The sequence below is a fragment of the Nitrosomonas eutropha genome, assembly GCF_900116685.1.
Classification (GTDB): Bacteria; Pseudomonadota; Gammaproteobacteria; order Burkholderiales; family Nitrosomonadaceae; genus Nitrosomonas; species Nitrosomonas eutropha_A.
Genome location: NZ_FPBL01000006.1, coordinates 91,585 through 112,769, shown reverse-complemented (window position 1 = coordinate 112,769; position 21,185 = coordinate 91,585). Strand labels below are relative to the sequence as shown.

The 21,185-nt window shown below is 50.5% G+C and carries 19 protein-coding genes and 1 pseudogene; 6 read left to right on the top strand and 14 right to left on the bottom strand.

From position 1 onward, the window contains the following. Window positions 1-17: 17 nt before the first annotated feature. Window positions 18-149, bottom strand: a pseudogene (locus tag BM331_RS12395) (IS66 family transposase); the annotation flags it as partial. Window positions 150-248: 99 nt separating this feature from the next. Between BM331_RS12395 and BM331_RS07870 the strand changes: the two are divergent. The 6 genes from BM331_RS07870 (at window position 249) to BM331_RS07845 (ending at window position 7,909) form a co-directional block, all read left to right on the top strand. After that, window positions 249-2,174: a potassium transporter Kup gene (locus tag BM331_RS07870; protein WP_074928638.1), complete on the top strand. Its 1,926-nt coding sequence runs from the start codon at window positions 249-251 to the stop codon at window positions 2,172-2,174. Window positions 2,175-2,406: 232 nt separating this feature from the next. Then, complete coding sequence (locus tag BM331_RS07865) at window positions 2,407-2,859, top strand: c-type cytochrome (protein WP_074928636.1); 453 nt, start codon at window positions 2,407-2,409, stop codon at window positions 2,857-2,859. Between the two features lie 36 nt (window positions 2,860-2,895). Next, complete coding sequence (locus BM331_RS07860; protein ID WP_074928680.1) at window positions 2,896-4,242, top strand: cbb3-type cytochrome c oxidase subunit I; 1,347 nt, start codon at window positions 2,896-2,898, stop codon at window positions 4,240-4,242. Window positions 4,243-4,273: 31 nt separating this feature from the next. Further along, complete coding sequence (locus BM331_RS07855) at window positions 4,274-5,068, top strand: CbbQ/NirQ/NorQ/GpvN family protein (protein WP_218154569.1); 795 nt, start codon at window positions 4,274-4,276, stop codon at window positions 5,066-5,068. 5 nt (window positions 5,069-5,073) lie between these two features. Further along, a complete protein-coding gene (locus BM331_RS07850; RefSeq protein ID WP_074928633.1) occupies window positions 5,074-7,008 on the top strand; it encodes a nitric oxide reductase activation protein NorD in 1,935 nt (644 codons plus the stop codon). Between the two features lie 112 nt (window positions 7,009-7,120). Next, on the top strand, window positions 7,121-7,909 hold the full coding sequence (locus BM331_RS07845; protein WP_074928631.1) for an arylamine N-acetyltransferase family protein: 789 nt from the start codon (window positions 7,121-7,123) through the stop codon (window positions 7,907-7,909). A 324-nt stretch (window positions 7,910-8,233) separates the two neighbouring features. Here BM331_RS07845 and BM331_RS07840 read toward each other — a convergent pair whose 3' ends face one another. From BM331_RS07840 to gspG, 13 genes are all read right to left on the bottom strand, one after another. Further along, window positions 8,234-8,989 (bottom strand): class I SAM-dependent methyltransferase, encoded by a 756-nt coding sequence (locus BM331_RS07840; RefSeq protein WP_074928629.1) that lies wholly within the window; start codon window positions 8,987-8,989, stop codon window positions 8,234-8,236. 280 nt (window positions 8,990-9,269) lie between these two features. Beyond that, window positions 9,270-10,982, bottom strand: a complete 1,713-nt coding sequence (locus BM331_RS07835; RefSeq protein WP_074928627.1) for a tetratricopeptide repeat protein — start codon at window positions 10,980-10,982, stop codon at window positions 9,270-9,272. 228 nt (window positions 10,983-11,210) lie between these two features. Next, the gene (locus BM331_RS07830) at window positions 11,211-11,747 is read right to left on the bottom strand and encodes a hypothetical protein (protein ID WP_074928679.1); all 537 of its coding nucleotides are present in this window, start codon (window positions 11,745-11,747) and stop codon (window positions 11,211-11,213) included. Beyond that, the gene (locus BM331_RS07825) at window positions 11,747-12,217 is read right to left on the bottom strand and encodes a type II secretion system protein (protein WP_083414717.1); all 471 of its coding nucleotides are present in this window, start codon (window positions 12,215-12,217) and stop codon (window positions 11,747-11,749) included. Before BM331_RS07825 ends, BM331_RS07830 begins: the two co-directional genes overlap by 1 nt. Next, a complete protein-coding gene (locus BM331_RS07820; RefSeq protein WP_074928675.1) occupies window positions 12,211-12,714 on the bottom strand; it encodes a type II secretion system protein in 504 nt (167 codons plus the stop codon). Before BM331_RS07820 ends, BM331_RS07825 begins: the two co-directional genes overlap by 7 nt. A gap of 20 nt (window positions 12,715-12,734) precedes the next feature. Next, window positions 12,735-15,032, bottom strand: a complete 2,298-nt coding sequence (locus BM331_RS07815) for a FecR domain-containing protein (protein ID WP_074928625.1) — start codon at window positions 15,030-15,032, stop codon at window positions 12,735-12,737. Between the two features lie 20 nt (window positions 15,033-15,052). Next, complete coding sequence (locus tag BM331_RS07810) at window positions 15,053-15,598, bottom strand: hypothetical protein (protein WP_074928673.1); 546 nt, start codon at window positions 15,596-15,598, stop codon at window positions 15,053-15,055. Window positions 15,599-15,713: 115 nt separating this feature from the next. Continuing rightward, window positions 15,714-16,271, bottom strand: coding sequence for a hypothetical protein (locus BM331_RS07805; protein ID WP_074928623.1), 558 nt, complete (start codon window positions 16,269-16,271; stop codon window positions 15,714-15,716). Then, window positions 16,253-16,804 carry a PilN domain-containing protein gene (locus BM331_RS07800; RefSeq protein WP_256214858.1) on the bottom strand — a complete coding sequence of 184 codons (552 nt, stop codon included), beginning with the start codon at window positions 16,802-16,804 and terminating at the stop codon, window positions 16,253-16,255. The genes BM331_RS07805 and BM331_RS07800 overlap by 19 nt, the downstream gene beginning before the upstream one ends. Then, a complete protein-coding gene (locus BM331_RS07795; RefSeq protein ID WP_074928620.1) occupies window positions 16,782-17,627 on the bottom strand; it encodes a hypothetical protein in 846 nt (281 codons plus the stop codon). The genes BM331_RS07800 and BM331_RS07795 overlap by 23 nt, the downstream gene beginning before the upstream one ends. Next, window positions 17,608-19,302 (bottom strand): GspE/PulE family protein, encoded by a 1,695-nt coding sequence (locus tag BM331_RS07790; RefSeq protein ID WP_074928618.1) that lies wholly within the window; start codon window positions 19,300-19,302, stop codon window positions 17,608-17,610. Before BM331_RS07790 ends, BM331_RS07795 begins: the two co-directional genes overlap by 20 nt. After that, window positions 19,299-20,483 carry a type II secretion system F family protein gene (locus BM331_RS07785; protein WP_074928617.1) on the bottom strand — a complete coding sequence of 395 codons (1,185 nt, stop codon included), beginning with the start codon at window positions 20,481-20,483 and terminating at the stop codon, window positions 19,299-19,301. Before BM331_RS07785 ends, BM331_RS07790 begins: the two co-directional genes overlap by 4 nt. Window positions 20,484-20,501: 18 nt before the next feature. After that, window positions 20,502-20,939: a type II secretion system major pseudopilin GspG gene (gene gspG, locus BM331_RS07780; protein ID WP_074928615.1), complete on the bottom strand. Its 438-nt coding sequence runs from the start codon at window positions 20,937-20,939 to the stop codon at window positions 20,502-20,504. Window positions 20,940-21,185: the final 246 nt, after the last annotated feature.

The following is a 21,185-nucleotide window of genomic DNA, read 5'->3' as shown; positions in this document are numbered from 1 at the left end:
TTTGCATGTCGATAAAATCAGTTTTTCTTGCCAATGACGGTGGAATAAATAACGTTTTCCATCGGATTGTTATCGGCTGGCAGACAGTCGGCGTGAGCATAACGAATCAGGCTGGGCCAACATTTGTGTGTGTAATCCAATGCTTCATCAGATACGCTGCGGTTCGCGGTTTACAGGTGGGTTTGCATGAGGGGTAGTTTAAGCAGTAATCTCCCTGAGTCTCCCCACATCGAAAAAGAAGATCAAACATGACACTCGATTCGGAATCATCTGCCGGTAACAGGCAAGGATCACGTAACGAGCAGGACACACCCCCCCGCCTCACTGCTGCTTTATGCCTAACTGCCCTGGGTGTGGTCTACGGTGATATCGCTACCAGCCCTCTATACGCGTTTCGCGAAGCGCTGCACAATATGGCGTCCGACTCAAGAACGCCTGAAAGTATCCTGGGTATCCTGTCATTGATTTTCTGGGCATTGATTATTCTCGTTTCGATCAAGTATCTACTAATTATCATGCGCGCAGACAACCACGGCGAAGGCGGTATTCTGGCTCTGCTGGCACTGTTGCGCCCCTGGCGCGGATCGTCACAACACCAGCGCAACGTACTGATTGTCCTTGGATTGTTTGGGGCGGCGCTGCTCTATGGCGACGGCATGATCACACCGGCGATTTCGGTACTCAGCGCCATGGAAGGGCTGGAAGTGGCAGCACCACAACTGACATCCTACATAATCCCGGCGACCACCGTTATTCTGGTGCTGCTGTTTTTGGTACAGAAGCGAGGTACCGCACGCATCGGCAGAGTCTTCGGCCCAATCATGCTGGTATGGTTTGCAGTAATCGCCTTGCTCGGATTGAGTGGGATCATTCGCTACCCGCAGGTGTTGATCGCGGTCAACCCCTGTTATGGGGTGGATTTCTTCATTGACAACGGCTGGATCGCTTTCCGAGTCCTTGGCGGCGTGTTTCTCGCCCTGACCGGCGCCGAAGCTCTCTACGCAGACATGGGACATGTTGGGCGAGCACCGATCCGGCTAATGTGGTTTGCCCTGGTACTGCCAGCCTTGTTATTTAATTATTTCGGGCAGGGGGCGCTACTATTGCTCGATCCGCATGAGGCGCAACCGTTTTTTCGCTTAGCGCCGCCATCATTCCTATATTCCCTGGTGGGCCTGGCAACGCTCGCCACTATCATTGCCTCTCAGGCGATCATTTCAGGTGTATTCTCGCTGACCCGGCAAGCGATTCAGCTTGGGCAGAGTCCACGGCTGACATTGGTGCAAACCTCCTCGGAGGAAATCGGCCAGGTCTACGTGCCTGCAGCAAACTGGTTCATGATGATTGCTGCCGTATGGCTGGTACTACACTTCCGTTCCTCGGATAATCTCGCGGGTGCCTTTGGTATCGCGGTATCAGGTACTATGGTGATCACTACCATTCTGGCATTTTTTGTGATGCGCGAACGCTGGCACTGGAACATCCTGACCGCAGTAGCAGTGACGGTGGGGTTCCTGATAATTGACCTAGCCTTCTTCAGTTCAAATCTACTCAAAATTACGGATGGTGGCTGGTTCCCGCTGGTCATAGCCGTGTTTATATTTACCCTAATGATCACCTGGCAGCAGGGACGCCAGCTTCTCGTGCAGCGGATACACAAGGAAACCGAGTCGTTCCAAGATTTTCTCCAGCGTATCGTGATTGATCCTCCTCTGCGTGTGTCCGGAACAGCGGTTTTCCTCACTATCCACCAGCACGATACACCGCCAGCGTTACTCTACCAGTTGACTCACAACAAAGTCTTGCACGAGCAAGTGGTCCTGGTTACCGTAATTACCGAGGAGGTGCCGCGTGTGCCGGCAGCAGAGCGCCTTGAAGTCATGGAGCTGTCTTCCGGTTTTCACCGCATCATTGTGCACTATGGATTCATGCAAAGTCCGAATGTTCCGGTGGCGCTGCGAGCATGTGAAACATTGGGATTGAAGATTGATCTCGACACCACGACCTATTATCTTAGCCGTGCCTCGTTGATCCCCACCGACGAACGCCCCGGAATGGCGCTCTGGCGAGATCGCCTGTTTGCATTTATGTCACGCAACAGCGCCTGGCCAACGGCGTTCTACCATCTGCCGCCAGAGCACGTGATCGAGCTCGGCATACAGGTCGAGCTGTAACACGGTATTATTTAGCGCAATGCATCCGCTCCAGGCGATAAAGCAGCAGGTAGTTGAGGTGTAGTTGCAGGAATGATCTAGGCAAGCAAATATGGCGATGTACAAGGGCCTCCACGCAGGTTTTGAGTCATCAGACAAATGCCGACAGGTTGGCTATACTCTGCAGCCCTAAAATACCAGCAACCCGGCCACAACTGTAATTACCCGAAATATTTGAACAAGGAGAATAGTGATGAGTGAAAGGCTTACCAAATCGGCCGCTCGTAATATTTTCTACGGCGGGACGGCTTTCTTCCTGCTACTTTTCATTGCACTTTCAATCCACACCCATCTATATATCGTCAACAGTTCGACTGATCAGGCAACACTCACGCCCTCTGTTGCGCAAGGAAAACGGGTATGGGAGCACAATGCCTGCATCAATTGCCATTCGCTACTGGGTGAAGGGGCTTATTTTGCGCCAGAACTGGGTAATGTCTGGGTACGTTATGGCGGACGTGAACATCCAGAAGGTGCAAGAATGGGATTGAAGGCCTGGATGAGGGCCCAGCCAACTGGTGTGCCTGGCCGTCGCCAAATGCCGCAATTCAATTTAAGCGAGCAGGAGCTGGATGATCTGATCGATTTTCTTGAGTGGGTCAGTCGTATTGATACACAAGGATGGCCTCCAAATACTGCAGGCTAACCCACCTGAATTACTATCACACGAAGGGAAATGCTCATGAAATATTCAACCCAGAAGCTTGCTTATCCATATTTCATCGCCGCACTGGCACTGTTCGCTGTTCAGGTATTAGCTGGTGTACTCGCCGGTACCGCTTATACCTTGCCCAACTTAATGGCAGAAAGTCTGCCATTCCACATTATTCGCATGATTCACACTAATGCCCTGCTGGTCTGGCTGCTGCTGGGTTACTTCGGGGCAGCTTATTTTCTGATTCCCGAAGAAAGTGAACGCGATATTCACAGCCCGAAAATTGCCTGGCTGCAATTGTTTATCTTTGTCTTCGCTGCACTGGCTGCCGTGGTGAGTTATCTGATGGGGATACATGAAGGCCGGGAGTTTCTGGAACAGCCTTTATGGGTCAAGGTGTTGTTAGTAGTTGCGTTCCTGTTATTTCTGTACAACGTCTCTATGACAGTCCTCAAGGGACGAAAAACCGTTGTCTCCACAGTTCTGCTACTTGGCATGTGGGGAGCGGCACTGTTATTTCTATTTGCCTTCTATAATCCGGACAACCTCGCGCTCGACAAAATGTATTGGTGGTATGTCGTGCATCTCTGGGTGGAAGGCATATGGGAGTTGATCATGGCCTCCATGCTTGCTTTTTTGCTGATCAAGATGACTGGCGTGGATCGCGAAGTGATTGAAAAATGGCTGTATGTGATTGTCGGCCTGGCGTTGTTCAGCGGATTGCTGGGTACTGGCCATCACTACTACTGGATCGGCACACCTGGTTATTGGCAGTGGATCGGCAGTCTGTTCTCGATTCTGGAAGTACTACCCTTCTTCGCCATGGTGTTATGGTGTTTCCACATGGTGTATCGCAGCGGACGCAATCACCCCAACAAGGCCGCCATGCTCTGGAGCTTGGGCTGTCCAGTAATGGCTTTTTTCGGTGCAGGGGTATGGGGACTAATGCACAGTTTCTCGTTCATAAATTTTTACAGTCACGGTACGCAAATCACCGCTGCTCACGGACACATGGCGTTTTATGGTGCCTACGTCATGCTTAACCTGGCTTTCTTCACCTATGCCCTGCCACAATTGCGCAACGTGCAACCATATAACCAGATTTTAAATATGTGGAGTTTCTGGGTGATGACTGCTTCCATGGCGTTCATGACCTTCACCCTGACGTTTGCCGGGGTACTGCAAACGCATTTACAACGGGTTATGGGACTGGGATTCATGGAAATTCAGCAGCAACTGGATTTGTTCTACTGGATGCGGTTGCTGTCCGGTATCGTCTTCGTTATCGGCGTAATCCTGTACATTTACGCCGCGTTGGGGCCTGTCAAAAACCAGGTGTCACCCTCCCTAAACTTGCGGGCAGCCAACAAATGAAACAGTTGTTAGCTACTCCGGGAATATAGCTGTGACAGCTGCTACGACAACAGATTTTCCATTTTATGTCCCGATCGGCAATGAATGTGAGTTGTTTGAAACCGCCTACCGGCAACGCTTGCCACTGTTACTGAAAGGGCCAACCGGCTGTGGCAAAACCCGCTTTGTCACTCACATGGCTGCCCGGCTACAGCGGCCGCTTTTTACGATCTCTTGCCATGATGATCTGACCGCAGCTGATCTGACTGGCCGTTTCCTGATCAAGGGCGGAGAAACAGTTTGGGTGGACGGACCGTTGACCAGCGCCATCCGCGAAGGCGGCATCTGTTATCTGGATGAAGTTGTGGAAGCACGCAAGGATGTAACAGTCGTACTGCACCCCCTGACAGATGACCGGCGCATGTTGCCGTTGGAACGTACTAATGAAGTATTGCAGGCACCAGATAGCTTCATGCTGGTCATCTCCTATAATCCCGGCTATCAGAACATTCTTAAATCACTCAAACCCAGTACACGGCAGCGGTTTATCGCCCTGTCCTTTGACTTCCCTCCACCGGAAATCGAACTGGAAATTATCACCAGTGAGAGCGGCCTCGCCAGAGAACATTGCACTGCACTGGTCAATCTGGCCACCCAACTGCGACGGCTGAAAGAAATTGATCTGGAAGAAAGTGTTTCCACCCGGTTGCTGGTGTACTGCGCCACGCTGATGGCGGCCGGGCTGGATCCTCTGCAGGCAGCACAAGCTGCACTGATCGAACCATTAAGTGATGAACCGGAAGTGCAACAAGGTTTGTTTGAACTGATCCACGCTACTTTCGGTTAAGCGCCATGTGGCAATGGCTGGAGCTGGAAGAACAAATCGGCCGTCTCTGGCACCGACTGGTTGGCCAATCTGAGAGTAGTTATCCACACTACCCTTCAGCCGCCGTTTCGCTGGAATCCATTCATGCAGCGTTGCGCACATTTTTTCATGGTATGGGTGGTGATCATGGCTTGTTACTGAGCGCCACAATGCCACAAACGGCACGCCATCGCTTGAGCTGGAAACAGCGCCTGGGGCATCATCAGGAAAAATTACCGTTGGCAGTACTTCGTCCGGAACGATTACACCTCCCAGACAAGATTGGCTTGTTCCCGGAAGCATCACTCAACCGGCAACTCTACTTCTGGTTAGTCGCTTTCTTTGCGGTGATGGATAAATCTGTCATGCCAGAAGATGATCCACTCCAAGCGGATCTTTATTTTCTCCAGCGTGCCTGGTTAACCAGTCTTGCTATCTGCCAACGCTATCCCGGACTGAAGAAAACCTATCAAATATTGTGTTCTCATTTACTGAGAACACGTCCACTCCGCTCACTCCCGGCACAAGAGCACGTTGTAGAATCCATCGTACTTGTCCTGCTTGGGCAGCCGTGTCTTGATCCGGCAGCAATCAACTTGCTTACACGTATCCAGCAACCTGAACTGGATTTTAGCGATCTACGCGCGGACAAAGGCTATCACTCGCTCCTGCCGGTACCATTATGGGGTGCGATAGAAGCGGGCTCACCATCAAGCACTGCCCGGACGTTGCCCGCTGATGAAGATCGAGCTGATCATGCTGCCAATCAGGAAGATCATCGTAGCAGAAAAGCCCAACGGAGAAAATTTGACCAGAGCGAGCGGGATGATCCCTTGTTACTGAATCGCTTTGAAAAACTGATCACCTGGTCGGAAATGGTGAATGTCAACCGACCGGTGGAGGAGGAGGATGAATCGACTGCACGGGAGGTGGCGGATTCAATGGAAGAACTGGCCGTTACCTCCCATCGGCAGCGTGCTGCCACGGTGTTGAAATTTGATCTCGATTTGGCACCGGAAGATACCGATCCGGCCAATCTCCTTGCGGAACTGACTTATCCGGAATGGGATTACCGTCGCAAGCAGTATCACGCTGACCATTGTCGAGTGCTGTGCCAAATAGCCAGTGAAACCGGAGAGCAATGGGAACCCAGTGATGGTGCTCGGCGGCAGTTTCGCCGAATTCGCCGCCAGTTCGAAGCATTACGCCCCCGTAGGGAAATTTTACGCGGCCAGCCGGATGGCGCAGAACTGGATTTGGATGCACTAGTACGCGCCCAGGCGGATCAGGCCGCTTATGGCATGGGTACAGATCGGCTCTATCTTGCTGCACGTGAACAAGCACGGGATCTGGCGGTCGCAGTGCTGGTGGATGTTTCTCTCTCCACAGACAGCTGGATTGGCGGACGGCGGGTGCTGGATATCGAGAAAGAAGCACTGGTTGCGCTGGCCACCGGCATTGCCGCTTGTCAGGATCGTTTCTCGATTCATACCTTTACCTCACGCCAGCGCCATTTTGTGCAAATAACGACTGTGAAAGATTTTAACGAACCTTTCAGCAGCCGGACATTGCGCTGCATTGCAGCATTACGGCCAGGGTACTACACCCGGATGGGCACAGCATTGCGCCATGTCAGCCAGTTACTGGCGCAACGACCAGAACGTCACCGCCTGATTCTATTGCTGACTGATGGCAAACCCAACGATCTGGATCATTATGAAGGTCGCTACGGCGTTGAAGATACGCGCCAGGCGGTTATCGAAGCCCGGCGGCAAGGGTTGAAACTGTTTGGTATCACCATCGACCATGAAGCACAAGCTTATTTTCCTTATCTGTTCGGCTGTGGTGGCTACGCCATCATCAATCGGCCGGAACGACTCATCAAAATTATTCCGGCACTCTATCGGCAACTAACTGGTTAGCTTGTATCTCACACAATAAAACTCTCCCGTACTGTGCAATCATTGTATCGATTCCCACAGGTTGATAGATTGGCGATAAAGCAGCAAACAAAGAATTTTCTAGTGGATAATAATGACTAAAAAATCATCTATCTGCCTATCACAATACTTTGAACGAATTGGCTATCAGGGTGTGGCAGAAAATACACTGGAAGTATTGCATGCACTGACCCGTGCACATACGCAGACCATCCCGTTTGAAAACCTGGACGTATATCTGAAAAAACCGATCCATCTGGAAACAGGAGCGTTGTTCAATAAATTAGTGCTGGCAAAACGTGGTGGGTATTGTTTCGAGCAAAATGGTCTGTTCTTACAGATACTGTTGCAGCTTGGATTCAATGCACGCCCACTGGCGGCACGGGTACGCCTGCGAGTGACCGATCGTTCAGAGATGCCAGCGCGTACCCACTTGTTGATCGGTATCGATCTGAATGGTCAGCAATGGATAACCGATGTCGGTGTAGGGGGTTATTCGCTGACACGAGCTCTGCTGTGGCAGGAAAATCTGGAGCAGGATACATTACATGATCGTCGTCGGCTGATCCATGAATCCGGACGCTGGTTCCATCAGGTTTGGGTGGATGATCGCTGGCTGGACATATATGAATTTGGGGGCGAGCAAATGCCGATCAGTGACCAGAAAGTAGCTAACTGGTACACCAGCACATACCCGGATTCAAGTTTTACGAAGCAGATCATGGTAGCGCGTGCTTTACCGGACGGTGGACGTCTTTCACTACTGGATGGAGAATTCAAACACCGCTATCCGGATGGCCGCGTTACAGCACACCGCGTAACACCCGATGAATTGAAGAATATTCTGCTGGAACAATTTGCCGTACGTTGGCCAGAAGAATGATAGAAAATCAATTTGACAGTTTGCTACATATGAGCAAGACAGTCGGGCAATCGATTCTCACTTACACCAGCTGTGCATCCACCGATATTCTGGATCTAGCCTCGCAAGCGGATCAACAGATCAACGTGTTGCAGAACATGAGCCGACAGGCAAGAAGGCAGAATCTAGCATAATGCACCTGCCGAATGCTTCTTTCATAGCTTGAAAACAGGGTGTTCGGAAATACTTGGCCATGATGGGATTTGTATCCATGAAGTAACGTGCCACATCTAGCATACACGCCCTGAATTCAGCCGCTGTAGGTGGCCAGCTGGAACGAGAAGTTTATACGTCGTTGACCTTGCGAAGGACTACGTGCACCCAGTTTCCCCGCGATTTCTCAAACAACTCAGTTGCCTTGTGTGAAAAGAATGCAAGCTTTGTAGCAATACGCTGAGCAACATTTCTCCTCGGTGGTAGAAGCAAGCGATGCCCACAATGGATACATGCTTCTTCCTGGTCATAGGTACCATATGGATTACCTGCGAAATCCATGAGGGCAGTCGAGAGCGAATTTGTCTGCGAAGTGGTTACACCGCAAAAGGAAATGGCTTCAACTGCGCAACTTCGGAACAATTCCGTGATCCGCTCCTCATCAAAGGAATTTACATGACCCCAAGGTGGATTTTTCCCCCCACAAGAGTAACAGGTCGTTCGCCCTACTCTGATGTCTTGTTTGTAGGGAACGCCAATCAGTATTTGATGACTGGCAACCCTTTCAATCTCTTGACAGACTTTATGCAGAACCGGCGTCGGCACGTGCTCCAGAACCTCTGCACAAAACACAAAATCAAATGAATTGTCGGAGAACTGTATTTCTGTTGCGTTTCCCTGAATACACTGAACTCTTGGATGGAAAATATTTGGTTCAGTTAGATCAAGTGCAACGACCGTTTCAAAACGATCCGCCATCAATAGTGAGAAATGCCCGTCTCGGGCCCCTATGTCCAACGCATTTCTTCCTGCCATTGGCATTAGACGAAGAAGGTCTGCAGTTCGTTGCCGTTCCAAAGAAGAAGCGCGATATTCAGCCAAGTGCATGATTATCCTCGGTTCATTACGATGTGTAACGTAATGTACAAGACATTTTGTCTGGTAACCCTGTCTATATCTAATGTCTTATAACTTTGTAACAGATCAACCAACATCTTGTGTGTAATCGTAAAGTGCGGTTTGGTTAACTGGTTGTTGAAAAGCCCCTGTAAAACCCAAGGGTAAGTGTCACAGGATACTCTGCCTCTCCCGCCTATTTCATTGATGTATCCTGGTCACCACACATCAGTACTATCCATTTGATCGTCTTTGCTACACTTCTCAGTTCTCAGTGGCCTATTAATCGTCTGACGGTATCTAGCAATAACTCGTTTTCAGGGTGTTCTTCCAGTGCTGTTTGCCAGATTTTTTCAGCATCCTGTTTGGCACCAGATACCCAGAGTAATTCTCCGTAATGTGCTGCAATCTCGGGGTCAGAGCGTGTATCAAAAGCAAGTTTTATATACTTAATCCCTTTTTTCGGATCGCCCATCCGGTAATACACCCAGCCCAGGCTATCCAGAATATAAGGATCATCAGGGGAGAGCTCAATTGCCTTCTGGACCAGCGCCAGTGCTTCCGGCAACTGCTCTCCTCGCTCAGCCAGGCTGTAACCCAGTGCATTGTAGGCATGGGCATTATCTGGTTTCAGCTGGATTAATTTACGCAGATCCCGTTCCAGCACATCCGGTTTGCCGATCTTGTCTGCCATCAAGGCGCGATCATAAAGCAGCTCGACCTGTTCTGGATATTTCCGGAGATAGGCATCCAGCAAATCATACGCCCCCCGGAAATCATTATTGTCTCGCAGCAACTGTGCTTCGGAGATCAGCAACTGTGTACGTTGCTGCTCATCCGAAACCTGGATCGTCTTCAGATAGCGTCTGGCAGCTGCCACGCCATCCCGTTTTGCCAGCAAATAGGCATAGCGCACATGCGCCGAAATATAACGATCTCCACTTGTCACCTTTCGGTAAGTATCCATTGCTTGCGCATCACGCTGCGAGATCTCATAGACACGTCCCAGATTGAAATGAATCGTATCAGCATCCTCGAACCCCAGTTGCAAGGCGCGTTTGAAATACTTTTCGGCGTTTTCCAGATCATCCAGCTCGGCGGATAACAGACCGATTGCCAGCGCGATATCCGGATTGGATGGATTGGCCTGCTCCAGTTTCTGAAATTGCTCACGCCCCCGATCAAATTCCTTTTTCTCCATCAGCATGCGAATATAAGCAATTCGCATATCATTAGCTCTGGGAAACCGATCAAGATACTGGTTGTAAAAAGCCTGTGCTTTGCCCGTATCAATTTTCTGCAGAATCTGTCCCTGGTGTACGGCGGCCATTTCCCATTCCGGTCGCAGCTTGAGCGCCTGGTTCATGGCTTCTGATGCCAATTTGAACTGATTGGCAACCCATGCAGCCTGTGAAACAGCAAAATGGGCTTCTGGCAGATCAGGGTACGGTGCTGCAAGCTGTCGAATGAGCTTTAGCACTGCCTCCTTGTCTGGATGGTGAAACAGAAGCTTGTTAAGCTGCATAAAAGCTTTATCGACGGTTTCCGGCTCAAGCACAAGCAGCCGTTCAATATGAGGGCGCACTTTATTCAGTTGGTTAGTTGCAACAAACAGCGCTACAGCTGCCTGATGCGCCTGTATGGAGTTTGGTTCCAGTGTTGCCCATAAATCGATAGCTTCCCGCGCTTCATCGAAACGTCGCGCTCGCAGTGCGATATCAGTCGCATGCTCTGCGATTCCCGGGTCACGTGTTTCCTTTGCCATCCGGATAAAACTTTCCACCGCAACGCTTGGCTGATTTCGCTGCAAAGCAATCTCTCCCTGCAGAAAATCAAAAAGAAGATCGGCAGTGAGTTCAGTAGCGGGCGCTGCATTCTCGGGCACCCCGGAATCACCCACAACTTTATTTCCTGTCTTGGGAAGCTGGGTACATCCCGCCACGCCCAGCAACGTTGCTAATAACATCGTCAAAATAACATTCATCTCGTATCGGCCTTCGGCAACTATTTATCTATACTAAGACTTTCAAGCAACAAGCCTGGTTCTTGTGATTACGGCATATTCAGCCGGTTTCAATATTATTTACTTAAAAAGATGATTACTGATCAGCCGGTTGATCCACAAAATTTTGCGGTGACGGATGGGTGTTTATATCCGGAGCAGGCTGATCGTGCGTAAATGGATTAAGTGAAACACTTGGAAATTCTGGCATCAAGGCATACTGCCCGGCACATTTTTTAGATCACCGGTCTGTTGCGCTCCCTGTCCTCCGGTGCCACTGGCAGCCAGGGTAAATTTCCAGCTCTGATAACTCTCGGCATTTTCAAACGCAGCATAATCCGCCGGGAAACCGGCCCGCTTGATTGGTACATCTGTCGAAAAACTGTAAATACCGATGATTCCTCCGCCCTCCTGCCTGATCAGACCCCAGTTGTGGCTGCCGGTCATCGGATCATAGTAAATTTTTCTAAGATGTCGTTTAACAACCGGAGAGCGCTCATCTTTAAGTAATTGTTCCAACGATTCCGGGTAGCGCCCGGCACCTCCCCCGGTAGTTTGGGAATCGTTGTAATAAGATTCAATCGCCCGCCTAAACTGACCTCCCACAAACAGTAATTCCTGCTCCTTCTCCCGCCTGGCCTCTGTTTGCCAGACCAATCCGGCTGCAGCCAGCATCACGCCCGCCAGCATAACAGCAAACAACATCCAGATATAAATATATCCCTGCTCTTCTCTGGTCTGTTTCATCACCATTTTTCATAAAACGTCCCGTCCAGCGCCTGCTTGTCAGAAATGGTATGTACATCAAATACGCCTTCCATTTCAGGATCAGGAGGCGGTATTTCCGCCCAGACATTTTCCTCAGTAATCGGGTCAACCGGTACCGCACGAATATAGCGATCCTCAACCAGCTGATTCAAATCAGCCGGATATTTGCCAGTATCGGCATAATATTTATCGATAGCATCACGCAAAATACCGAGATTCTGTCTGAGCACCGTTTCCTTCGCCCGATCAACGGATGTAAAGTAACGTGGCGACACAATGGTGAGCAAAATGGCAATAATTGTCATGACAACCAGCAGCTCAATCAGTGTAAACCCACGCTCACGCAACCGCATAAAATGTCCGTCAGGCTGATCTGTATAAACCAGATTATGACCACTAAAAAACAGCTTTGAACGATTTATGACAAACTCATCGGAAAATTTTACCATTGGTTATAAGGAATCCCGTTCAACCCCACCTTTTCCGACAATGAATAAATATCGTAAACATCGTCTCCTTCTTCGGGATGATCGGGTGAGCTGGCGTAACTGCGCTTACCCCAGGTTTCAGCAGCCATTACATCAGAATCAGGAAACAGGGGATCACGCGGCAGCCGGCGCATAAAAAAGATTTTTTTCTTGTCCGGGTCCTTGGTATCGTCTACTCCTATCTCCAGATCTTCCAGTTTGCGGGGATAACCGGTTTCATCAGCTTTCTTCTCCACCCGCCCTTCATCCGCCGCCTGCTTGTAGACATCAATCGCTGTACGAATCTGGCGCAACGCGGTACGCAGCGCCTGCTCCTTTTCCCGCTTAGCGACCATTTCACCTAGCGGCATTGCAGCAGAAGCCAGGATTCCCATGATCGCCACCACGACCATCATTTCGATCAGCGTAAAACCTCGACAAACCCAAAAATGACGACTTCCCAGAAATATTTTTTGCACGATCGTTTTCAACGATATCTTTATTGAATCCGGATGGTTGCTGTCGGTGGCACATCTACTTCAACCGCATGCCCGGTTTCATCTCGCACCTGCAGATTCTGTAACGTGATTTCAGTTGAACCCGGATTTGTACTGATCACCTTGAAACGTAATACTGCTGTCATTCCAGTAGGTTGATCCCGTCCAAATTTCAGGTTGCGCATGCCGGATTTTTCTCCGCCATCTATCAGCTCCAGCGCCTCCGGATCATAGATCAGGTTCAACTCACCAGATAGCATGGAATTCAATGTCACCAGCCTGACAGTGGCGGTAAATTCCCGCCCCATTGCCACGCTTTCCGGTGCCCGTAATGTCAGTGAAGGTGACGCAACACTTCCTGCCTGGGCGATAGCTTCTTCAAACGGATCAGATTCCGTTCCAGGTAATCCGGCAGATCGTACTGCTTGGCCAAACGCAGCATAGCCACCAGCTGATGCACTGCCCGAGGATTCCATGGCCAGTGATTGCGGAGCTGTTTTCCGGATAGTAACGGGAAGTTTTCCGGCAGCACTGGCTGTGCCGGAATAAAATTCACTCTCAAAATGGTTGGGCTGGACGACATTACGGATAATATGCGGCGTGATCAGCAAAATTATTTCGGTTTTATTATGTTTTCTGACCTGTTTGGAAAAAATATCCCCCAGTATCGGGATCTCGGTCAATCCGGCAATACCCGATTTTACCCGACTCAGATCGTCCTGAATTAATCCGGCAAGTACCTGTGTTTCCCCATCGCGCAGTTCCAGCACCGTTTCTGCAGTGCGCGTACCGATGACAATAGCTGTGGCCGCATTATCTCCCCCTCCGGATCTCTTCTCGCCCAGATTACTGCTGACCTCCAGTAATGCTTTCAGCGTTACCTCATTGTTAGTCCTGACAACTGGTTCAACCTCAAACTTCAATCCGACATCAATATAAGTCGCTGAAGCAGCTGACCCGACATTAGCAGTATTGGTCACGGTGAACACCGGCTCCTTGTTGCCGATATGGATTTTTGCTTTTTCCCGACTTTTAACGCGAATGCGGGGGTTGGCCAGCACATCTGCATTAGTCAGTGTCCTGCCAAAATCAATTTTTGCCTGGTTACTGATGGTGAAACTCCGCAGACCTTCGAATCCCGCATTCTTGATCATGCTCATTTTCACCACTGAATCAGCGGCCACCTGGGCAGGTGCACCCGCTCCGGGGATGGCGCTAAATGTCACTGAAGTAGGCATATTCGGCCCCAGCTCCAGTGTGTTGTCACGCTTCACTTCCAATACAACCACATCCAGCATCACCTCGGGATCAGGGAAATCATTGATTGCAACCAGGCGTTCCACTAACCGGATCATCTCCAGCGTATCTCTGATCACAAACAGGTTGAGTTTTTCGTTAACGTAGATATCACGCGCCTTGACCAGCCCACGGATCATAGCCACCATCTGTTTGACATCAGTATTGGCAACGTGGAAGCTGCGCACTACCAGCTCCTGATAGTCCTTTTGTTTGGCCGGCGTATCCGGATAAATTAACAGCGTATTGCTGTTTAACACCTTGTAGGCGAGCTGGTTGGTCAGGAGCAACAATTTCAGCACATCTTCAATGGAATTGTCCCGTACAAACATCGAAGCCGTTGCTTCCTGCTGAACATTGCGATCAAACACAAAATTGATACCGGCCGTGCGGGAAATAAGTTCAAATATGGCTTTCAGTGGTGTGTCACGAAACTCCATGGTAATCGGCTTGCTGAACTCGGAGATCAGGGATAACTCGGACGTCTCGGCCCGTGCAATCCGTTCACTGAGCGCCTTGATCAGCTGCCTGGCTTCGGATTGCATGGGATTATTTGCCAGCACCCCCCTTACAATTTTTTCCGCACCTTCCACGTCATGATGCGCAAGCGCTTCTTTTGCCTGATTCACCAGCACAATATGACGGCGCTCCAGCTCAACTGCTTCCAATCCTTCCCGGGCACGTTCATTATTGACACTGACACCCAGGACTCGTTGATAATCCAGTTCCGCCTGCTCCAGATTGCCTGCCAGCCGGAAGCTATCTGCCTCGAATAAAATCTGGCCAATGATGGAATCACGTTCTCTAGCCAGAGTCGCGCCCACTTCCCTGTTATCTGGTTCCTCACGTGCAGCTTGCTCCAGCTTGCTCAGTCCTGCTTCCAGCCGACCTTCTGCGATCAGTTGTTTTCCTTCCAGAAAGGAGAGATTTCGTGTCATTTGTGTTGCACAACCAGTGATCAATGCAAACAACAGCAGCACAAAAAAATTTCTCCCTCTATTCATGACACCCTTTATGGACAGCTCTAATTGATAAGCAGTGTTTGCCTGACACCCAAAGGAAGATAAATCAGTTCAACTGCATCTTCCTGAATCCGGTCAACCCGGTATTCCGCATTGATCCTTTCCCCCACACCGGCAACATAATTTTGATCTGCCTGGGCCAAAAATACTCGGGTTTTTCCTTCCGCAACCACTCGACCCAGATATTCAAACTGTAATGGTGGCGCAGAGGGCGCCGGTGGCTGCCGCCTGATTTCTTCCTGCCTGGATTGGAGAATTTGCGGGGTAAAAATGCTATCTGTAGCAGTACGTTTCGGCGCCCAAGATGTCACAGCAAATATATCATCTGCCCTGGCACTAAATTTTCGTTTCCCCAATTGATCGACCGGCAGTGTTTCACGGGTTTGCCCAACAGTGCGCTTGTCGCCTGAAGAACCAGATACCGGCTGTACTGCCTGTGCGACATCATTCACAACCTGCTCACTCTCATCATCAACCAGCAATGCTGCTAGTACAGTAGCCGCCAGAGCACCCCAGAGCATCCATTTCCGATAAGCCGTGCTGGCCATATCAGATCCCACAATCAGATTCAGCAACTGACAAGATACATCCTGTAGATAAGCGAGGCTGTAAGCACCGCACAATGCTGCAGCTCATCCAAGCAGCCATTTAATCAGCGCCTTCCTAATAGTCATTCAGATAAAGGTACATATTCAAGCGTGCCTCCACGCGGCCAGTCTGTACGGTTTCACGTTTAATCGTGATATCCGCCAGCGCCAGTGTTGGTATCACCTGCAACGCTTCCGCAATAAACGCACGAATCCCAGGGTAAGTTCCGCGCAATGGTAACTGAATCTCATAACGGATCAGTTTGGATTCTTTTTCCATTGTCAGCCGGTAATCGCTGCTGTTCAATTCCACCCCACCGTCTCGCGCAATCCTGTCAAGTTCACTGATCCAGTACGGGGAGGAATCACTGCGCGGAAGAAAATCATAAAAAACCTGCAAGGCTTGGCTATCACTCAACCCTGCCTGCTTCACAGAATCAGGTCGCTCCTGTTGTTGTACCGTTTGCACCCTGTTTTTCAGTTCCCTCAAGGTCTGCTGTTGTGGCAATACGGCCGCCATAAAAAACACCAGCGTCAGCACAAGCAGTCCCGCTCCTGTCTTGCCGACAGCACCCAGACAGGTAACGTGCCAGCGTATCCTGATCAGCCAGTTTTCTAAAATAATTCGTACCACGTTGCCATGATTGAAAAAACAATAGGGTGATACGGATCATCCTGCCTGGTTTTATAACTGGCCAGATACGTATTCCTAAATACCGGCTCCTGTTCCAGTGCCTGAACATATTCCACCAGGCCAGCAAGATTTCTCGCTTCGCCTGAAATACGGATAGCACGCCCGGATACATTGGGCTGCAGCGACAGCAGTGCAACTTCCTTACTGGCGGCCAGCTCCAGTGAATCAAACAACGCTTCCCAGGGAAAATTGAGCTGACGCAGAATATCATTTACCTGTTTGAGTTCCTGCTGTGTAGCTTTGTTGATACGCGCTATTGGCGTTCTGGGTTGCCTGGTATGCTTCTGCTGCTGGGTAATACGTACCTCACGCGCTTCCCAGTAAGTGATCTTCGACATGGTTTGCTTAAGCTGATAAACCGCGCTCAGCAGCAATGCAACGCCTAACAACAGCAATATATAACCGACCACCGGGAACCGCTGTCCGTGATAGGGGAAATTCAGCTTCAGACTACGCATGATGCTGCCTGTCATCCACCCTTTTTATCCACGGGAAATGTGCAGGTGCAGGATAGCTTTCATCCGGCAAGTGCACAAATTGCCAGCGAGAACCATGCCCATCAGGAAGTGGCCCGACCAGTTCGGGAGCAAACACATAAACCTGCTCTGTCAGTTGACCTGAACCGGACATGATCGACTCCTGTGCCAGTGCCGATAACAGTTCTTCCTCCAGATTCTCCACTATTCTCTGATTGCGTACACCGCGCCACACGCCATCAAGCGATGAAACCAGGCAGAAACGCCCCGATTCCACCAGAACAAACCATATCTGCTTGTCATTCAGCTGCTTTGACCAGTGATCCAGTGCCGCAGCAAGATAGGGCTCTATGTGCACAAGTAGCGTTTCATGACGCCGTGCCAGTGTTTCCAGTTCTACTTGCAAATCACGGGCAATGGCCGCGCACAATGTCCCGCCGTGGGGATCCCATGTGCCAAGGCTAAGCGCCCAGTTATCAACATGCTCACCATAGATTTCACGCATCTGGAAACCAGCATAAGCCATCAGCTCATCCGGATTCGCCAGTGAAGGCTGTGGTGCAATAACACCATAACGAACAAAGTAATTGGATAGCGTGATGCGCAGTTCAGCACCTCGTCTGAAACTGTCATCCACCTGCCCGATCATCTGCTCCAGCATTTGCAAGGGGACCTGCCACTGGCTTACAGCATTCGCCTGACCACAGGTACCTGACTGCCTGAAGCGCTGTATGGGTTTAATCCCACGGGCAAAACCCACCAGATTGACCCGGCCGGGTGCCAAGAAAACCTGCATACGGTTACGCCACAACCGTGACACGATTAGCCTCCTGTAAGCTGGTTTGCCCGGATTTCACCATATCCAGCGCTGCTTCACGCAAAAAATGGGTGCCATTCAACCGGGCAGCTTCCTTGATCCGGCGGATGGGTGCCTGCGCGATAATTAGCTCGCGGATTTCATCGTTCAACAGCAAGATCTCGGCAATGGCGCTGCGCCCGCGATAACCGCTCCCCCGGCAGTGCCCGCAACCTTTTGCAGAGTTGAAATCAAACTGCTCTGCCTGTTCCAGGGGAATTCCTGATTCTTCGATCATCTGATGATCCGGCTGCTCAGAAACCATGCAATTTGGACATAACAAACGTACCAGCCGCTGTGCCACGATACCGTTCAGCGCCGAAACAAAGCTGTAGGGATCTACCCCCATGTGCGCAAACCGGCCAATTACGTCAAACACATTGTTGGCATGCACTGTGGTAAACACCAAGTGCCCCGTCAACGCGGCCTGAATGGCAATCTGTGCGGTTTCAGCATCACGGATTTCTCCCACCATGATCTTGTCGGGGTCATGCCGCAAAATTGAACGCAGCCCTCGGGCAAACGTTAACCCTTTTTTTTCGTTAACCGGTATCTGCAGCACACCAGGTAACTGATATTCAATCGGATCTTCGATGGTGATGATTTTGTCCTGGCCGTGGTTAACTTCTGAAATGGCAGCATAGAGCGAAGTTGTTTTGCCGCTGCCGGTCGGCCCGGTTACCAGCAGCATGCCATACGGTTCCGCGCTGAGGCGGCGTATGCTGGCAATAGCAGTGGCATTGAATCCCAGCTGATTCAGTGTCAGCCCTTCAACATGATCGGTCAGTGCCTGACGATCCAGAATTCGCAGCACCGCATCTTCCCCAAAAATGCTGGGCATGATCGACACGCGAAAATCAATTTCCCTGCCCTGGATGGAAACTTTGAAGCGGCCATCCTGAGGAATGCGGCGTTCGGCAATATCCAGATCCGACATTACCTTGATGCGGGAAATCACCTGTTCAGCCAGATCCGCCCCCTGCATCGTACCGATGCTGGTCAATACACCATCAATCCGGTATTTGATAGACAGCGCACCCGGTGTGGTTTCAAGATGAATGTCACTGGCCTGCGATTTATGTGCATCGTACAGGGTTGAATGCACCAGGCGCACCACCTGGCTGGTACCTTCATGTATCGTTTTGAGCGACAACTCCTCAATCCCGGTTTGAATCAGGTTTTCCCGGGTAGAAGACAGAACATTGTCCATCGCCCGCATGTTCTGCTCCTGCTGAGCGAAAAAGGCAGCCAGATCTGCCGGATGTACCAGATACCACAGCGCATTGACCGGCACATATTCTTCCACCCAGTCACGCAGACCCGGCCGAAACGGATCACTGACGGCAAGCAGATATAATTGATCCGGTTTTTGCAACAATACACACTCATGCTTGACCGCCTGAGCAAAAGGCAACTTGTCAAAAGCCGGGTATAACGCATGCAAATCGCTCATGGAGAGCACCGGCATACGCAGCGCTCTACTTAGTGCAGCTATCAGTTCATCCGGTGTGCTCTGCCAGGTTTCTTCCAGCACCTTGATCAGCGACGTGCCATGGATGACAGCCTGTTCCTGTGCCTGGCGGAGTTGGGTTGTATCAATTACCAGTTGATCTGGCAGGGCGACCTGCGTCTGCGTCAATTGATACTCCCGGCCAGCTCAAAAATCGGCAGATACATGAGAATGATGATGCCGCCGATGACGGTTCCGATTACTGCCATCAACAGCGGCTCGATCAACTTGGTGGTCCACTCAACCCAGCGCCCAATTTCCTCATCGTGAAAATTGCCGATACGCTCCATCATGTCGCCCATCATGCCGGTACGCTCACCCACCCGCAACATACGGCTGCCCACTGCAGTAGTCAGTTCTGCACGCTGCATCGCACTGGAAATCGTGCTACCTTCACGAATCAGTGTTGCAGCAATTTTTACACGGGGACGAAAATGCGGTTGCAACAGATCACTGACCATTTCCAGCGCCTGTGTCACGGGAATCCCACCACGCAGCAGCATGCCCAATGTTTTATAGAAACGGGCAAGCTGGTAAACCCGCATCCGCTCGCCAATTGCCGGAATGCGCCATAGCGCTTGCAGCAGGTGTGCTCGAACCTGCGGTTGCGAAAGTGTGTAAAGCACTGCGGTCAGCATAACCGTTACAGCGCCTGCTAACATCCAGCCATTCTTTTGCACCAGATGCCCCCATTCGATTAACAGCATGGACATCCAGGGTAGATCCGTACCCATATCTTCATAGATGGCACTGAATTTTGGCACGACAAACACCAACAGAAAAATGGCCACCAGCCCCCCCAGCACCAACAGCAAAACCGGATAGATGGATGCACCCACCAGCTTCTTGCGAACCAGATCCATTTGCGACTGGTAAATGAGATAACGTGTCAATGCTTCTGCCAGATCTCCCGTTTGCTCGCTGGCGCGAATCGTGGCGACGTACAGCGGCGGAAATGCTTGCGGATGAGATTCCAGCGCACGTGAGAGTGTCATCCCTTCATGCAATCGCACCAATATCTGCTGCTGCAATTCGCGCACCGTACTGTCTTCTTCTTTTTCAACCAGGGTTTCAATTCCTTCTACCAGATTCAGGCCGGCTGTCAGCAAGGCAAGCAGTTCCTGGGAGAAATTGGATAATGGAAACCGCGAACGCGGCCTGGAAAGCAAACCTGAGAAATTCCGCCGGATATTCAGTACTACGCCACCCTGAGCGCTGATCTGATTGCGAACATCAGCTTCGCTGGCTGCCTCAAGCTCAAGCAACACAGCGCCCTTTCCAGCCAGTAAAGCTTTTACCGTGTAGCGCATCAACGGGATTGAATACGGCTACCAGTTGGTGATATCCGCATCTTCACCGCTACCACCTGGCTGACCATCCTTACCAAACGAGAACAAATCAAAATCACTCTGTGTACCCGGATATTTATACTGATAAGGCTTGCCCCATGGATCTGGTGGCAAACGTTTACTCAAATAGGGCCCCTGCCATTTCGGTTCGTTGGCGGGCGCAGCGAGTAGTGCGTTTAACCCCTGCTCGGTGGTGGGATATGTTCCGACATCCAGCCGATACTGATGCAGTGCCTTTTCCAGAGAATCTATCTGTGCCTGGGCCATTTTGACTTCAGATTTACCCACCTGTGAAAAATACTTGGGGCCAACATAAGCCGCCAGCAGGCCAATAATCACCATGACAACCAGCAATTCGAGCAAGGTGAATCCGCGTTCATAAACCACACGCAACCGGATGTTTGATACATGCTTCATATTTCGATGATCCTTGAATTTGGATTTTTCCGGAAAACTCTCCGGAAGAGCGTAAACAAGCACACAGACAAGCAAAAGAAACGTGATCTGAAAATCGGGGATACCAGCAAATTTAACGGGTTACCAACACAAAACCGGAAGTTGCATGATGTAAAGCGATGACAGTAGCATAATACTATCCTTGCAACCTTTCTCATCCCCGCATTTAATGACAATCGGGAATGGAAGCGCACCCCCCATTATCAC

Excerpts from the sequence above, each read along its gene's own strand:
- BM331_RS07825 (WP_083414717.1), bottom strand. The coding sequence starts at position 12,217 with ATGGTAAAATTTTCCGATGAGTTTGTCATAAATCGTTCAAAGCTGTTT.
- BM331_RS07870 (WP_074928638.1), top strand. The coding sequence starts at position 249 with ATGACACTCGATTCGGAATCATCTGCCGGTAACAGGCAAGGATCACGT.
- BM331_RS07800 (WP_256214858.1), bottom strand. The coding sequence starts at position 16,804 with ATGACAGGCAGCATCATGCGTAGTCTGAAGCTGAATTTCCCCTATCAC.
- gspG (WP_074928615.1), bottom strand. The coding sequence starts at position 20,939 with ATGAAGCATGTATCAAACATCCGGTTGCGTGTGGTTTATGAACGCGGA.
- BM331_RS07865 (WP_074928636.1), top strand. The coding sequence starts at position 2,407 with ATGAGTGAAAGGCTTACCAAATCGGCCGCTCGTAATATTTTCTACGGC.
- BM331_RS07785 (WP_074928617.1), bottom strand. The coding sequence starts at position 20,483 with ATGCGCTACACGGTAAAAGCTTTACTGGCTGGAAAGGGCGCTGTGTTG.
- BM331_RS07840 (WP_074928629.1), bottom strand. The coding sequence starts at position 8,989 with ATGCACTTGGCTGAATATCGCGCTTCTTCTTTGGAACGGCAACGAACT.
- BM331_RS07850 (WP_074928633.1), top strand. The coding sequence starts at position 5,074 with ATGTGGCAATGGCTGGAGCTGGAAGAACAAATCGGCCGTCTCTGGCAC.
- BM331_RS07810 (WP_074928673.1), bottom strand. The coding sequence starts at position 15,598 with ATGGCCAGCACGGCTTATCGGAAATGGATGCTCTGGGGTGCTCTGGCG.
- BM331_RS07860 (WP_074928680.1), top strand. The coding sequence starts at position 2,896 with ATGAAATATTCAACCCAGAAGCTTGCTTATCCATATTTCATCGCCGCA.
- BM331_RS07835 (WP_074928627.1), bottom strand. The coding sequence starts at position 10,982 with ATGAATGTTATTTTGACGATGTTATTAGCAACGTTGCTGGGCGTGGCG.
- BM331_RS07845 (WP_074928631.1), top strand. The coding sequence starts at position 7,121 with ATGACTAAAAAATCATCTATCTGCCTATCACAATACTTTGAACGAATT.
- BM331_RS07815 (WP_074928625.1), bottom strand. The coding sequence starts at position 15,032 with ATGAATAGAGGGAGAAATTTTTTTGTGCTGCTGTTGTTTGCATTGATC.
- BM331_RS07830 (WP_074928679.1), bottom strand. The coding sequence starts at position 11,747 with ATGAAACAGACCAGAGAAGAGCAGGGATATATTTATATCTGGATGTTG.